At 64.6% G+C, this 15,384-nt stretch carries 11 protein-coding genes; 4 read left to right on the top strand and 7 right to left on the bottom strand.

The annotated features are described in order from the left end of the window. Window positions 1-101 precede the first annotated feature (101 nt). From UCD39_RS16050 to msuE, 3 genes are read right to left on the bottom strand one after another with little or no spacing between them, the layout of a single operon-like run. A complete protein-coding gene (locus UCD39_RS16050; protein WP_330496950.1) occupies window positions 102-1,379 on the bottom strand; it encodes an SfnB family sulfur acquisition oxidoreductase in 1,278 nt (425 codons plus the stop codon). Between the two features lie 43 nt (window positions 1,380-1,422). Next, the gene (gene sfnG, locus UCD39_RS16045) at window positions 1,423-2,541 is read right to left on the bottom strand and encodes a dimethylsulfone monooxygenase SfnG (protein WP_330496949.1); all 1,119 of its coding nucleotides are present in this window, start codon (window positions 2,539-2,541) and stop codon (window positions 1,423-1,425) included. A gap of 28 nt (window positions 2,542-2,569) precedes the next feature. Next, entirely contained in the window at window positions 2,570-3,130 is a 561-nt protein-coding gene (msuE, locus tag UCD39_RS16040; protein ID WP_330496948.1) for an FMN reductase, read from the bottom strand. A 376-nt stretch (window positions 3,131-3,506) separates the two neighbouring features. Between msuE and UCD39_RS16035 the strand changes: the two genes are divergently transcribed. Then, complete coding sequence (locus UCD39_RS16035; RefSeq protein ID WP_330496947.1) at window positions 3,507-4,631, top strand: sigma-54 interaction domain-containing protein; 1,125 nt, start codon at window positions 3,507-3,509, stop codon at window positions 4,629-4,631. Here the strand turns inward: UCD39_RS16035 and metH are convergent. Further along, window positions 4,592-7,267, bottom strand: coding sequence for a methionine synthase (gene metH, locus UCD39_RS16030; RefSeq protein ID WP_330496946.1), 2,676 nt, complete (start codon window positions 7,265-7,267; stop codon window positions 4,592-4,594). The two genes, UCD39_RS16035 and metH, sit on opposite strands and share 40 nt — an antisense overlap. Before the next feature lie 58 nt (window positions 7,268-7,325). Then, entirely contained in the window at window positions 7,326-8,399 is a 1,074-nt protein-coding gene (locus UCD39_RS16025) for a homocysteine S-methyltransferase family protein (RefSeq protein WP_330496945.1), read from the bottom strand. Between the two features lie 258 nt (window positions 8,400-8,657). Here UCD39_RS16025 and UCD39_RS16020 point away from each other — a divergent pair, with 258 nt between their 5' ends. Next, the gene (locus UCD39_RS16020) at window positions 8,658-9,899 is read left to right on the top strand and encodes a TIGR03862 family flavoprotein (protein WP_330496944.1); all 1,242 of its coding nucleotides are present in this window, start codon (window positions 8,658-8,660) and stop codon (window positions 9,897-9,899) included. Window positions 9,900-9,982: 83 nt separating this feature from the next. Then, window positions 9,983-10,852: a DUF4747 family protein gene (locus UCD39_RS16015; protein ID WP_330496943.1), complete on the top strand. Its 870-nt coding sequence runs from the start codon at window positions 9,983-9,985 to the stop codon at window positions 10,850-10,852. A 319-nt stretch (window positions 10,853-11,171) separates the two neighbouring features. Here the strand turns inward: UCD39_RS16015 and UCD39_RS16010 are convergent, their stop codons facing one another. Both UCD39_RS16010 and UCD39_RS16005 read right to left on the bottom strand, forming a co-directional pair. Further along, window positions 11,172-11,477: a hypothetical protein gene (locus tag UCD39_RS16010; RefSeq protein ID WP_330496942.1), complete on the bottom strand. Its 306-nt coding sequence runs from the start codon at window positions 11,475-11,477 to the stop codon at window positions 11,172-11,174. A gap of 13 nt (window positions 11,478-11,490) precedes the next feature. Next, window positions 11,491-11,976: an Lrp/AsnC ligand binding domain-containing protein gene (locus tag UCD39_RS16005; RefSeq protein ID WP_040843736.1), complete on the bottom strand. Its 486-nt coding sequence runs from the start codon at window positions 11,974-11,976 to the stop codon at window positions 11,491-11,493. A 129-nt stretch (window positions 11,977-12,105) separates the two neighbouring features. Between UCD39_RS16005 and putA the strand changes: the two genes are divergently transcribed. Beyond that, window positions 12,106-15,276: a bifunctional proline dehydrogenase/L-glutamate gamma-semialdehyde dehydrogenase PutA gene (putA, locus tag UCD39_RS16000; protein ID WP_330496941.1), complete on the top strand. Its 3,171-nt coding sequence runs from the start codon at window positions 12,106-12,108 to the stop codon at window positions 15,274-15,276. Window positions 15,277-15,384: the final 108 nt, after the last annotated feature.

Below are 15,384 nucleotides of genomic sequence, written 5' to 3'. Positions count from 1 at the left end.
GCGGGGGCGGCATGGCTTATTTCCTAAGCGCTTGGAAATTCGATCCAGGGCGGCGGTCAGTCGGAATCGCCCGCATGTCCGCCGCCCTGGTGATGCCCCTGTCAGCTCCAGGCGTGCAGTGGCGGATTGATGCCATTCAAGGCGTGGTTGCCGAGAATTGCGTACTTCCAGCGGACCGGGTCATGCAGCGTGTGGGTACGGGCGTTGCGCCAATGCCGGTCGAAATTATGCTCCGCCAGGACCGAGCGGGTGCCGGCCAGTTCGAACAGGGTGTTGCTTGCTTCCAACGCGATCTCAGTGCTGAGGATCTTCGCCTCGGCCACTGCAAGCTGGGCCTTGGCGACGGTCTCGGTGCCAGGGGCGGCGACAGCGGCGTCCACCGCGAGGCCAGCTTTTTCTTGCAGGGCCTCGGCCGCGTGTAGCCGCAGGGTCAAACGGCCGACCGCCTGGATGGTGTAGGGATCGTCCGACGCCCGATCCTGCCCGCTGTCTACCCAGGGGCGGCTGCGGGTACGTACGAACTCGAGCGTATCGCGGATGGCCGCCTCGGCGATGCCGTTGTCCACCGCGACCTGAATGATCTGGAAGATGGCGCCATCGGCGGTTGGCACCTCGTAGCCCTTGTAGCCGGGTACCAGGTGGGTCTTCGGCACCTTGACCTTGTCCAGCATGACCGTGCCGCTGGCTGTGGTGCGCTGGCCGAAACCCGACCAGTCATCGATCACCGTCAGCCCGGGGGCGCCACGCTCGGCGATGGCGTACCAGGCGCGGCCCTGGTCATCCACCGCGACGATGGGGACCAAGTGGGCGAGCAGGGCGCCGGTCGAATAGAACTTGCGGCCGGTCACCAGCACATGGTCACCATCATCGACGAAGCGTGTGGCGAACTCCGCCGCGCGCTTGGTGCCGAACTCGGAAAAGGCGTTGCCGAAGCGGATGCCTTTTAGCACCTCGCCGAACAACAGGCGTTGCTGCGCTTCATCAGACACGGTGCGGATCGCGGCGACCACGCCCAAATGGTTTTGCGAGATCTGCGACAATGACGGGTCGGCCGCCGCCACGATCTGCACCACCTTGGCCAGCGTGGCATAAGATACCTCCGGTCCACCGAAGGCCTTTGGCACATTGATTGACCACAGGCCGCTCTGCGAAAATGCGTCCAGTTCCGCCACCGGCAGCAGCCGCTCTCGGTCGCGTTTCGAGGCGGTGTCCGCGACGTCGCGGGCCAGCCTCTCGGCCACGGAGATCGCTTCGGCATCGTCCTTGATGATGTGGGCGGGTTTGGTGGGCCGTGGCAGGCCAGGCACGCCCCTTGGCGTGGCGGCATCCGCGGTGTGACGGGTGGCAGTGGTGGGAGCCTCGAGGATGGCGGTGGTCATTTCCTCGTATCCTTCGTCTGTGGTTTGTTTACGGTGGGGTTGGTCAGGCGGCGTCGCCAGCGACGTCGGCTTGGGCGTTGGCCGCTTCCAACCTGCGGACCAGCGGGATGACGTGTTTGCCGAAATACTCGACCTCCTCCTGGAAATGCAGGAAGCCGAGCAGGACCAGGTCGACGCCGATGGCCTTCAGCTCAATGATGCGCTCCGCCACCTGGCGGGGCGTGCCGATCAGATTGGTCTTGAAGCCGTCATTGTACTGGACGAGATCCTCGAAGGTTGACTTGGCCCAGTTGCCCTCCCGCTCCGGTGAGGCGTTGCCCGCGTTCTGGACTTCATGATGGAAGCCCTTGACCGCTTCGGGATCGGCCTTTTCCAGAATCTCGTTCAGGACATCGCGGGCCTCCTCTTCGGTCTCGCGGACGATGGCGAAGGCGTTGACGCCAATCTTGGCGCGGTGGCCGGTGCCGGCCTCCTTGGCGCGGATGTCGTCGATCTGCGCCTTGATCCCGTCCGGCGTATTGCCGTTGGTGAAATACCAATCGGACACGCGCGCCGCCATGTCGCGGGCGGCGCGGGAACTGCCGCCCTGGAAGACCTCCGGCAGCGGCGCCAACGGTTTGGGCTTCAAGGCGTAGTTCTCAAAATGGTAATAGGAGCCGTTGAATGAGAAACGCTCCTGGGACCAGACGCCGCGGATGACGCGGATGAACTCTTCGGAGCGGCGGTAACGCTCGTCATGGTCCAGCCAAGGTTCACCGATCGCCTGGAACTCGCCCCGGAACCAGCCGCTGACGATATTGACGGCGATGCGACCTTTGGTGACGTGGCTGATGGTGGCGACCTGCTTGGCCAGTAGCACCGGATGCCAGGGGCCGGGCAACACCGCGGCGATGACGTTCAGCTTTTCCGTAGCCCCCAACAGCGCGTGGGAAAAAACGACGGATTCATGCTGGTTTTCAGCGCCGTAGCCGGCGGTGAAGCGGATCTGTGTCAGGGCATACTCAAAACCGGCCTGCTCGGCGATCTGGGCGAGCTTGCGGTTGTAGTCGATATCCCAACTCGTGCGCTGGGGAATCTTGCTGATGACGAGGCCGCCCGACACGTTCGGGACCCAATAAGCGAACTTCACGGCGTCGGGAGTGGCGATCTTGGTGGCGGTCATGACGGAATCTCAAAAGAAGGGGGAGGGGTCAGGCGGCGTCCGGGATGGCGGGCTGGCCAAGGGCGACGATGCGCACCGCCTCCTCAGCGGCACGAGCGGCGCGGGTGGCGATCTCGGGGTTGGTCAGGCGGTAGTCGGTGAAGTCGCTGTCCTGGGCGAAGAGCCCCGTCGGGATGGTGTGGGCCAGGAAGAAGCCGAACAGCGGGCGCAACTGGTGTTCGATCACCAGGGCGTGGCGCGGACTGCCGCCGGTCGCGGTCAGCACCACTGGCACGCCGTCCAGCGCGGTCGGGTCGATGAAATCGATCAGATGCTTGAATAGGCCCGTGTAGGCGCCTTTGTAGACGGGGGAGCCGACCACCAGCAGGTCCGCGCCGGTGATAGCGGCGAGCGCCCCGGCCACGCGTGGCGGAATCGCCTTCGGATCGGTCAGCGCTCCCAAGTCCGGTGCCAGATCCCCGACCACGATGTCGGTGCGCTGGATGGCGATTTGCGCCTCGATCCTTTCCACCACGGTGTCGATTAGAACGCGGGTGCGGGACCAGGCGCCGAAATTGCCGGAAATGGTAACGACCTTGATCTTGCCCATTTTACACAATCTCCATTGCCACACAGGTCGGTCCTTAATGGCAAGGGATGTGCCAATGAGTTAATGCATTGATATTTAAATATAATTCCTCTAGTCGTGCAGCCTCTCCTGCTGCAAACGCAACAGAAATAACATTGACGCTGGTGCGCATGCAGCAGGAGATATGCATATTGAGCTGTCAAATAACGATTATATAAACCAATTATTTGTGTGATATTTCTGCGTTTACCAACACCCAGAACGGGCAATTGTCGGGATGGCTCGACGATACCCACCCCAGGACGCAGGAGCCCTTATGACCAGGATCCTACCCTGTGACCGCTGGTCCGCCTCGACACCTGCCGATGTCGCTGGCGACGAACAGCGCCGCGCCCTTGTGTTCGACCCGGCCAGCCATGCGCGCAAGCCTGGGATCAGCGACACCGCAATGGTGTTCCAGGATCCGCAGTCGCAACGGTTGCAGGCTGATCTCGACCGGCTGGCTCCCAGCGACGCCACGGTTCTGGTGTTCGGCGAAACCGGTACCGGCAAGGAACTTGTCTCCCGTTACATCCACAGCCGCAGCCACCGCGCCACGGGCCCCTTCGTCGCCGTCAACTGCGGTGTGTTTACCGACACGCTGGCGGAGGCCGACCTGTTCGGCTTCGAGAAAGGGGCTTTCACTGGCGCCCATAAAACGCAGGCCGGTTGGTTCGAGGTGGCCGACGGCGGCACCCTCCTGCTTGACGAGATTGGCGACCTGCCGCCCGCCCTTCAGGTTAAGCTGCTGCGCGTGTTACAGGAACGCGAGGTGGTGCGCGTCGGTTCGCGCAAGGCCATTCCCATCGATGTCCGCGTCATCGCCGTCACCAACGTTGACCTGGAGGCGGCGGTCGAGGCCAAACGCTTCCGGGAGGATCTCTATTTCCGACTGAACGTGGCCTCGGTCCGGTTGGCCCCGTTGCGCGAGCGGCCGGGCGATATTCCGCCGTTGGCCCGACATTTCGTCGATCTCCACAAGGAACGGCTCGGTCGGCCGGATTTGACGCTGAGTGCGGAGGCGCTGGACCAGCTTGCCCGCTCTCCATGGCCGGGCAATATCCGTCAGTTGGGCAATGTGCTGCACAACGCCGTCTTGCTGGCCCCTGGCCCGCTGATCGTTCCGGATGATATACGGCTGCGCTGCGAAGCGCACGGCCGCGGACCCGCCACGAGGGAACCGCCCCCCCATGATCTGGAAAGAGCGGTCAGGGCACTGGTCGCCCGCGCCGTCGCCGATGGCGAGCCCGATATTTACGAACGTTTGGTTCAGACCGCCGTGCGCAGCGCGTTCGAACTTGCCGAGGGGAACCAGATGCGGGCGTCGGAAAGCCTGGGCATGACCCGCAACGCCTTCCGTACCCAACTGGCTCATCTTGGCGCCATCGCCCCGCGTCGCCGTCCTGGTGGCGGGCCTGTCCTGGAAACGCCGGGGGTGCAGCCTTACGCCGCCGCCGCGTCCCCGGCGGCGGTGGGCTCATAGTTCAGGTTGGGGGCCAGCCAGCGTTCCATGGTGGCGAGGTCCATGCCCTTGCGCGCGGCATAGTCCGCCACCTGGTCGCGTTCCACCTTGCCCAGGCCGAAATACTTGGCGTCCGGATGGGCGAAGTACAGGCCGCTGACGGCGGCGGTGGGGGTCATGGCGTAGCTTTCGGTCAGCGTGACGCCGGCGTTCTTCTCCGCGTCCAGCAACTGCCACAGGATGCCCTTCTCCGTATGGTCGGGGCAGGCGGGGTAGCCCGGGGCCGGGCGGATGCCGCGGTACTTTTCCGCGATCAGATCCTCGTTGCTCAAATCCTCGCCGGCGGCATAGCCCCACAGTTCGGAGCGCACGCGCTCGTGCATGCGCTCCGACAGGGCCTCGGCCAGGCGGTCACCCAGGGCCTTCAGCAGGATGGCGCTGTAGTCGTCATGCGCCGCCTCGAAGGCCTTGGCCCGTTCCTCCAGCCCGATGCCGGCGGTGACGGCGAAGCCGCCGATCCAGTCGGCGACACCCGTCTCCTTGGGCGCCACGAAGTCGGCCAGGGCCAGATGCGGCCGGTCGCGGCTGGCCTCCCGCGCCATCTGTTGGCGCAGGGTGTGCAGCGTGGCCGTCACCGTCGTGCGGCTGGCGTCGGCATAGACCTCGATGTCGTCGCCCACGGCGTTGGCGGGCCACAAGCCGATGACGGCGCGGGCCGTCAGCCACTTCTCCCCGATGATCCGCTGCAACATGGCCTGGGCGTCGGCGTAGAGGTTGCGCGCCGCCTCGCCCACCACGGCGTCCTCCAGGATGGCGGGGAAGGTGCCGGCCAGTTCCCAGGCCTGGAAGAAGGGGCGCCAGTCGATGCGCGACACCAGCTCCGCCAGGTCGTAATCCTCGAACACCGTCAGGCCGGGCTTCAGCGGCTGCGGCGCCTCGTATGCCGTCCAGTCCAGCTTGGCGCGGTTGGCGCGGGCATCGGCGAGGGGCAGCCGGGCGCGGTTGGCCTGGGCGCGGGCGTGCGCCTCGCGCATGCGGGCGTAATCGCCCTTCACATTCTGCATGTAGTCGGCCTTGGCCGCCAGGCTGACCAGGTTACCGGCCACGCCCACGGCGCGGCTGGCGTCGATGACATGGACGACGGGCCCCTGGTACACCGGGTCGATCTTGACGGCGGTGTGCACCTTGCTGGTGGTGGCGCCGCCGATCAGCAGCGGCAGGTCGAAGCCCTCGCGCTGCATCTCCTTGGCCACGAACACCATCTCGTCCAACGACGGGGTGATCAGGCCGGACAGGCCGATGATGTCGGCCTTTTCCTTGCGCGCCGTTTCCAGGATCTGGGCGCAGGGCACCATGACGCCCAGGTCCACGACCTCGTAATTGTTACATTGCAGGACGACGCCGACGATGTTCTTGCCGATGTCGTGCACGTCGCCCTTCACGGTGGCCAGCAGCACCTTGCCGTTGCTGCGGTTGGCGGCGCCGTCCTTCTCCGCCTCGATGTAGGGCAGCAGGTAGGCCACGGCCTTCTTCATGACGCGGGCCGACTTCACCACCTGGGGCAGGAACATCTTGCCGGCGCCGAACAGGTCGCCGACCACGTTCATACCGTCCATCAGCGGGCCCTCGATGACCGACAGGGGGCGGTCGGCGGCCTGACGCGCCTCCTCCACATCCTCGTCGATCCAGTCGGTCAGGCCATGCACCAGGGCGTGGGTCAGGCGCTGGTTCACCGGCGCCTGGCGCCAGCTGAGGTCCGCCTCCTTCCTGGCGCCGCCGCCCTTGTACTTCTCCGCCACTTCCAGCAGCCGGTCGGTGGCGTCCTCGCGGCGGTTGAGGATGACGTCCTCCACCCGCTCGCGCAGCTCGGCCGGAATGTTCTCGTACACCGGCAGCTCGCCGGCGTTGACGATGCCCATGTCCATGCCGGCGGCGATGGCGTGGTACAGGAACACGGCGTGCATCGCCTGGCGCACCGTCTCGTTGCCGCGGAAGCTGAACGAGACGTTGGACAGGCCGCCGGAGACATGGGCGCCCGGCAGCTCCGTCCGGATGCGGCGCGTGGCGTTAATGAAGTCGACGGCGTAGTTGTTGTGTTCTTCGATGCCCGTGGCGACGGCGAAGATGTTGGGGTCGAAGATGATGTCTTCGGGCGGGAAGCCAACCTTGTTGACCAGCACGTCATAGCTGCGGCGGCAGATGGCCACCTTGCGCTCCTCCGTGTCGGCCTGGCCCTTCTCGTCGAAGGCCATGACCACCACGGCGGCGCCATAACGGCGCACCTTGCGCGCTTGGGCGATGAAGGCGTCCTCGCCTTCCTTCAGGCTGATGGAATTGACGATGGCCTTGCCCTGGACGTTTTTCAGCCCCGCCTCGATCACGCTCCATTTCGAGCTGTCGATCATGACCGGCACGCGGGCGATGTCCGGTTCCGAGGCGATCAGGCGCAGGAAGCGGACCATGGCGGCCTCGCTGTCCAGCATGGCCTCGTCCATGTTCACGTCGATGATCTGGGCGCCGCCCTCCACCTGCTGGCGGGCGACGGCCAGGGCCGCCTCGTAATCGCCGTTCAGGATCAGCTTCTTGAACCTGGCCGATCCGGTGACGTTGGTGCGCTCACCCACATTGATGAAGACGGCGGTGCGGGGCTGGGTCATGGCGGCTGATTCCGGAAGCGAAACGAGGGGTGAGGCGCTGGGGTCTGGGTGGGGTGGATCAGAACGCCGGCATCTCGAACGGCTCCAGCCCGGCCAGGCGCATGCGCGCCGGGCGGTCGGCCGGCGGTCGTGGGGTGATGCCCTTCACCGCCTCGGCAATGGCGCGGATATGGACGGGGGAGGTGCCGCAGCAGCCGCCGACGATGTTCACCAGCCCGTCGCCGGCCCAGTGGCGCAGCGCGTCGGCCATCTGTTCCGGCGTCTCGTCATAGCCGCCGAACTCGTTGGGCAGGCCGGCGTTGGGGTGGGCGCTGACATAGGTGTCGGCGATGCGGCTGAGTTCCTGGACATACGGGCGCATCAGGTCGGCGCCCAGCGCGCAGTTCAGGCCGATGCTCAACGGCTTCACATGGCGCAGGCTGTTCCAGAAGGCCTCCGTCGTCTGGCCGGACAGGGTGCGGCCGGAGCGGTCGGTGATGGTGCCGGAGATCATGACCGGCAGTTCCAGCCCCCTTTCCTCCAGCACCTCCTCGACGGCGAACAGGGCGGCCTTGGCGTTCAGGGTGTCGAAGATGGTTTCGACCAGCAGCATGTCGGCGCCGCCGTCGATCAGGCCCTCCACCTGGGTGCGGTAGGCGGCGCGCAGCTCATCGAAGTCCACGTTACGGAAGCCGGGGTCGGTCACCACCGGGCTGATTGAGGCGGTGCGGTTGGTCGGGCCGATGGCGCCGGCGACATAGCGCGGGCGCGACGGGTCGGCATCCTCCAGCGCGTCGCCGGCCGCGCGGGCCAGGGCGGCGCCGGCCTTGTTGAACTCGTACGCCAGATCCTCCATGCCGTAATCGGCCAGGCTGATGCTGGTGGAATTGAAGGTGTTGGTCTCGACAATGTCGGCGCCGGCGTCGAAATACTGCTGGTGGATTTCGCGCACGATCTGCGGCTGCGTCAGGTTCAGCAGGTCGTTGTTGCCGCGCACGTCGCGGTGCCAATCCTTGAACCGCTCCCCGCGATAGCCGGCCTCATCCAGCTTGTAGCCCTGGATCATGGTACCCATGGCGCCATCCAGCACCAGGATGCGCTGCTTCAGCAGGTCCGGCAGGCGGGCCAGGCGTTCGGAACGGGTCAGGGCCATGATCCTTGCACTCCACCGGCGGGCCTTCGGGCGTCGAAGCCGCCGGTTCTCAGGTAACAATGTTCGCCACCCTAGTGATGTGGGGATACAGATGCAAACATAAAGATGTCTTTATGTGATGCGTCGGGCGCAGGCGCCACCCGCCTTTTGACGGCCCGTGCTGGGACCCGTGCCGGGGGCCATGCCGGGTCGCGCGCATTGACGGCGGCGGGTCGCCATGCCTAGAAGCGGCTAAGAGTGTTGAGAAAGGGTTGAGCGGTGCCGCAAACGGCGGAAAAAGCGGGACGGGGACGCCCATCGGTCGCCATCATCGGTGCCGGCCCCGCCGGCCTCATGGCGGCCGAGGCGTTGGCTGGCAAGGGCATCGCCGTCACCGTCTATGACGCCATGCCGTCACCGGCGCGCAAGTTCCTGATGGCCGGGCGCGGTGGCCTGAACATCACCCATTCCGAACCGCTGGACCGCTTCCTCACCCGCTATGGCGCGGCGGCGCCGGTGGTGGCGCCGTGGATCCGGCGCTTCACGCCGGATGACCTGCGCGCCTGGGTGCATGGCTTGGGTATCGAGACTTTCGTGGGCAGCAGCGGCCGCGTCTTCCCCGTGGGCCTCAAGGCCTCCCCCCTGCTGCGCGCCTGGCTGCGCCGGCTGGACGGGCTGGGCGTGACGCTGAAGACCCGCCACCGCTGGACCGGGTGGACCGACGGCGGCGCGCTGGCCTTCGACACGCCGGAGGGGCCGCTGGCGGTGCCGGCGGACGCCACCCTGCTGGCCCTGGGCGGCGCCAGTTGGCCGCGCCTGGGCTCCGACGGTGGCTGGGCGCCCTTGTTGGCGGCGAAGGGCATCGACCTCGCTCCTTTCCGTGCCGCCAACGCCGGCTTCGACGTCGCCTGGTCCCCCGCCTTCATCGAGCGGGCGGAGGGCCTGCCCCTGAAGCGCATCGCCCTGTCCTTCGCCGGCCGGACCAGCCGGGGGGAGGCGGTGGTGACCCGCACCGGCCTGGAGGGCGGCGCCCTCTACGCCCTGGGCGCGCCGCTGCGGGAGGCCATCGCCCGCGACGGCCAAGCGGTGCTGCACATCGACCTCAAGCCCGACCTGGATCTGGCCGCCATCACGGCGCGCTTGGGCCGTGCGCCGCCGTCCGAAAGCCTGAAGAACCGCCTGCGCAAAGCCCTGGGGATGGAGGGCGTGATCCCCGCCCTGCTGCGGGAAGGCGTCCCGGCCGCCGATCTCGCCACCCCGGTCGCGTTGGCCCAGCGCCTCAAGGCCCTGCCCATCACCCTGACCGCCATCCGCCCCATGGACCGCGCCATCTCCACCGCCGGCGGCATCAAGCTGACCGAACTGGACGAGCACCTGATGCTGCGCCGCCTGCCCGGCGTCTTCGCCGTGGGGGAAATGCTGGACTGGGAGGCACCCACCGGCGGCTATCTGCTGCAGGCCTGCTTCAGCGGGGCGGCGGCGGCGGCGGAGGGGATGGTTACCCACCTTATGTTGTTATAGATAGTCAATGTGCTAATATTAGTTGACATATTTGCTTCAAGAGGCAATATATAGAAATACGCATTATGGATGGGGCAATAAGAATGGCGCGTCATAAACGTATTGTGGTCGCTGGTGTAAATGTGCGACTGCATCCGCATTCCAGTCAACTCTATGTTGATCTTTTCTTTCGCGCTTTCCAATTAAAGCGGCCTATTCGAATTCGTGGAGATCAGCATTTATTGCTCAGCTCTCTTAGGTACTCTGATTCTAGCAATGTAATCACCGGTTCTGTGGCGAGATTCACAGAAATAGATATGAATCAGCCATGGTTTGATTCTGAAAATCTCGAAAAGGCGGATGATGGCGATGTCAGGTCTATTAATATACCGCCATTCATGAAGCCGAATTACGTTTCGTTTGATTTTATGTTCTTTGTTGATGGGCATATATTCGCATTCGAAAAAGAAGGTGGTGATCGGCCGATCAGCCCATATTCCGTAGAGAAATTTTTAGATATTCTCTTTCATGATGATGAAATAATAAAAGACTTCGGGCATGTTTCTGTCGATGTAATTGGTGATAAAGAAGGATTGTCAAAGATATTTTCTATTTATAATATCAGGTCTTTAGTAATAGAAATTCAGAGGCCAAATGCCGACGATCTTGATCTTGATGAGGAAATAGAAGAGCTGCTTGATAGTCAGAATGCTAAGAAATTAATACTAGATTATTCCGCAGTTCCTGGTAAATCTTTTACGCCAGCGGAGAGTACAAAAAAAATAGCTGAGGTTGCTTTGCGGAATGGTAAAGTCCAGGCCCGAGGTCGGGACGAAAGTGGAAATTTAGTTGAGATGTCGTCGAAAGATATTCCTATGATAGTTTCGGGTCGTTATGATCCTAAGCTTACGCTTGCAAGGGCAGCGTTCTGGAACGTTGCTGAAAAATTTATGGTCTCTCTTCGAAGGCTATAATGAGCTTTTTTAGGCCGTATAGGAGTGTTTATGATAAGCTTGCCAGCTATTGGGCTGTGTATGGAGGCTTAAAGGCTGTTATTGCGTCGCCATATGCGCACATGTCGCTAATAATAACAATTATAACTTGGCCTTCCTGGCATAAGAGTGGGCTTCCTGATAATCCATCGGTTGGGTGGTGGGATGCCCCTCTCTCGATATTGCCTAACATGTTAGGGTTCACGCTTGGCGGTGTAGCCATATTAACTGCTTGGGGAGATAGTTCTTTTATCTCCGCCTTACGTCGGAAGCCTAAAAGTGGGAGGCCAAGTCCGTTCAGTCAGATTTTATCAACATTTGTCCATTTTCTTTTGGTCCAAGTAAGTGCTTTGTTATATGCTATTCTGGCAAAATCCAGGCCTATTTCAGGCATATTGACAATTGTCAACATTGAATCATTTTCAAAAAACTCGCTCACCATTTTTTTAAGGAAATATTTGGGGGAGTTGTTCTGGTTTGTCGGGAATTTTTTATTTATATATTCAATAACATTAGCGGCTGCTGCGGTTCTGGGTATTTTCTGGTTCGCCTCTTGGTCAGAGAAAGCTGAGCAGCGCAAGGCGACAACAGCCTCCGCAGATTCCAAAGATGGTTAATTTTCACCGCACCGGCACCGGGATGGCCGCCGTCGACTTCACCTCCTCCATCACCATATAGGTGTGGGTCTGGGCGACGCCCGGGATGCTGGACAGCTTGTCGCCCAGGAAGGCGCGGTACGCCGCCATGTCGGCCACCCGCACCTTGATCAGGTAGTCGAAGCCGCCGGCCACCATGTGGCATTCCTGGATTTCGTCCATGGGGGCGATGGCGTCGGCGAAGATTTTGAAGACGTCGGGGCTGGTGCGGTCCAACCGCACTTCGATGAAGGCCATCAGGCTGCGGCCCAGCCGTTCCGGGTCCAGCCGCGCCGCGTAGCCCTGGATATAGCCGTCGCGTTCCAGGCGCCGCACCCGCTCCAGGCACGGGGTGGGGGACAGGTTCACGCGGCGCGACAACTCCACATTCGACAGGCGTCCATCCTCCTGCAGGATGCGCAGGATGTTCAGGTCGATGCGGTCCAACTGGTCGGCGGTTTGGCGGGTCATATTTTCATCGTCCGAAGGGCCCCATGACCGGATGATATACTGAAAAATGCCCTAAATTGGCGGGAAATATGCCGATGATCTCGCCATAATCCGCGACATCAACCGCCCACCCCAGCCCCAGGCAGTGTCATGTACCAGGCGACCGCCCCGTCCAGCTCTTCCTCCCCGGCCACGCCCGATCTTGACGGCCCCCGCGCGGCCCTGCGCCGGGCCAAGCATCTGAATGAGGAGACTGCGGTGCGCGCCCTGCTGGCGGCGCACGGCCTGACGACGCAGGAGCGCCGGACCATCGACGCCCAGGCGGTGGACGTGGTGAACGCCGCCCGCGCCCGCCGGTCGGAGCTGGGGCCGCTCGATGCCTTCATGCAGGAATTCGGCCTGTCCAACCAGGAGGGCATCGCCCTCATGTGCATCGCCGAGTGCCTGCTGCGTATCGCCGACCCGGCCACGGCCGACCGGCTGATCGCCGAGAAGATCACGAAGGGCCAGTGGGACCACCACCTGGGCCAGTCCGACAGCGCCTTCGTCAACGCCGCCGCCTGGGGCCTGATGCTGACCGGCCGGGTGGTGGAGGTCGACACCAAGAAGCAGGGTGACGCCCCCGGCCTGCTGCGCCGTCTGGTCCAGCGCTCGGGCGAGCCCGTCATCCGCGCCGCCATGATGAAGGCCATGCGCGTCATGGGCGAACACTTCGTCATGGGGCGCACCATCGCCGAGGCGGTGGCCGAGGCGAAGAAGGCCAAGCCCGAGGGCACCGTCCATTCCTATGACATGCTGGGCGAGGGGGCGCGCACCTGGGAACAGGCGGACCGCTACCAGGCGTCCTATCTCAACGCCATCGACACGGTGGGCAAGGCGGCGGCCGGCCGTGGGCCCTATGCCGCCCCCGGCGTCTCCATCAAGCTGTCGGCCCTGCACCCGCGCTATGTCTTCGCCAAGCGCGCCGACGTCATGGCCCAGCTGCTGCCCCGGGTGAAGGACCTGTGTCTGGCGGCCAAGCGCTGGGACATCAACCTGACCATCGACGCCGAAGAGGCGGACCGCCTGGACATCTCGCTGGACCTGCTGGAAGCCCTGGCGCGCGATGGCGACCTCGCCGGCTGGAACGGCCTGGGCTTGGCCATCCAGGCCTATCAGAAGCGCACCGCCCATCTGGTCGACTGGCTGGCGGCGCTGGCCCGTTCCGCCGGGCGCCGGCTGATGGTGCGCCTGGTGAAGGGCGCCTATTGGGACACGGAGATCAAGTTCTCCCAGACCCAGGGCCACGCCGACTATCCCGTCTACACCAAGAAGGCGGCCACGGACCTCAGCTATCTGGTGTGCGCGCGGCGGATGCTGGCGGCCAAGGACGCCATCTATCCGCAGTTCGCCACCCACAACGCCTACACCATCGCCGCCATCCTGCACCTGGCGGGCGACAACCGCGACCTGGAGTTCCAGCGCCTGCACGGTATGGGCGACCTGCTGTACGCCGCCGCGCGCGACCGCCTGAAGAACGTGCCGCGCGTGCGCATCTACGCGCCCGTCGGCACGCATGAGGACCTGCTGCCCTATCTCGTCCGCCGTCTCCTGGAGAACGGCGCCAACAGCAACTTCGTCAACGCCTACATGGACCCGGCCATCCCGGTGGGCCAGGTGGTTGCCGACCCCATCGCCCTTTTGGAGGCTTTGCCCGTGCTGCGCCATGCCGGTATCCCCACCCCCGACAAGCTTTATGGCGGCGACCGCGCCAACTCCCGCGGTGTCGACCTGACGGATGAGGCCACGGTGCGGACCCTGCGCGCCGGCATCGACGCCGCCCTGGCCCAGGCCTGGACGGCCGGCCCCATCGTCGGCGGCCAGGATCTGGCCGGCCAGAAGGCCCGGCCGGTGCTGGACCCGTCCGACCGCACCCGCACGGTGGGCACCACCGCCGACGCCACGGCGGAGCATATCGACCGCGCCCTGGCGCTGGCCGCCAAGGCCCAGCCCGGCTGGGACGCCCTGGGCGGCGAGGGCCGCGCCCGCATCCTGGACGCCATGGGCGACGCGCTGGAGGCCGACACCCCGGCCCTGCTGGGCATCCTGATCCGCGAGGCGGGCAAGACCTGGGGCGACGCCGTCGCCGAGGTGCGCGAGGCGGTGGATTTCTGCCGCTACTACGCCGACCTCGCCCGCAAGCAGTTCGGCGCGCCCACCCGCCTGCCGGGCCCGACGGGCGAAAGCAACGAGCTGTCGCTGCATGGCCGCGGCACCTTCGTCTGCATCAGCCCGTGGAACTTCCCGCTGGCCATTTTCACCGGCCAGGTGGCGGCCGCCCTGGCCGCCGGCAACGCCGTGGCGGCCAAGCCGGCGGAGCAGACCACCCTGGTCGGCGCCCGCGCCGTGCGCCTGTTCCACAAGGCCGGCGTGCCGGGTGACATCCTGCACCTGCTGCCGGGCGATGGCGAAACGGTGGGGGCGGCCCTGGTGGCCGACGCCCGCATCGGCGGCGTGGCCTTCACCGGCTCCACCGAGACCGCCCGCTTGATCAACAGGGCGCTGGCGGCCCGCGACGGCGCCATCGTCCCCCTGATCGCCGAGACCGGCGGCCAGAACGCCATGATCGTCGACAGCACCGCCCTGCTGGAACAGGTGGTGGACGACTGCATCACCTCCGCCTTCCAGTCGGCGGGGCAGCGCTGCTCCGCCATGCGCGTCCTGTTCGTGCAGGACGACGTGGCCGACCAGATGGCGCACCTGCTGAAGGGCGCCATGCAGTTGGTCACCCTGGGCGATCCGCTGGATCTGGCCACCGACGTTGGGCCCATCATCGATGAGGACGCCCGTAATATCCTGGTGGCCCATGCCGCGCGCATGGACCGCGAGGCCAAGCTCATTCATGCCTGCGACCCGGGCGCGGCCCTGGCCAACGGCACCTTCTTCGGTCCCCGCCTCTATGAGATCGACAGCCTGAAGCGCCTGCCGCGCGAGGTGTTCGGCCCCATCCTGCATCTGGTGCGCTGGAAGGCCGACAGCCTGGACCAGGTGCTGGCCGACATCGATGCCACCGGCTATGGCCTGACCCTGGGCGTCCACAGCCGGCTGGAGGGTCGGGCGCAGGAAATCTTCAAGCGCCTGAACTGCGGCAACACCTACATCAACCGCAACATGGTGGGCGCCGTCGTCGGCGTGCAGCCCTTTGGCGGGCACGGCCTGTCCGGCACGGGCCCCAAGGCCGGCGGCCCGCACTATCTGCTGCGCTTCGCCACGGAAAAGACCTTGACCGTCAACATCACCGCCTTCGGCGGCAATGCCGACCTGCTGGGGCTGGGCGGCTGACCCCTTACCTCTTCCTCCTCAAGACTCGGGCAAAGACTCGGGCTTGACGATCCTCCGGCGGTAGGGTCCGGCATGGGGCGGGTGCTCGCGGTGATTGTCCGCGATGCC

Source organism: Nitrospirillum karajorum (assembly GCF_036348415.1).
GTDB lineage: Bacteria > Pseudomonadota > Alphaproteobacteria > Azospirillales > Azospirillaceae > Nitrospirillum > Nitrospirillum amazonense_B.
This window is presented reverse-complemented; position numbering and strand designations above follow the sequence as displayed.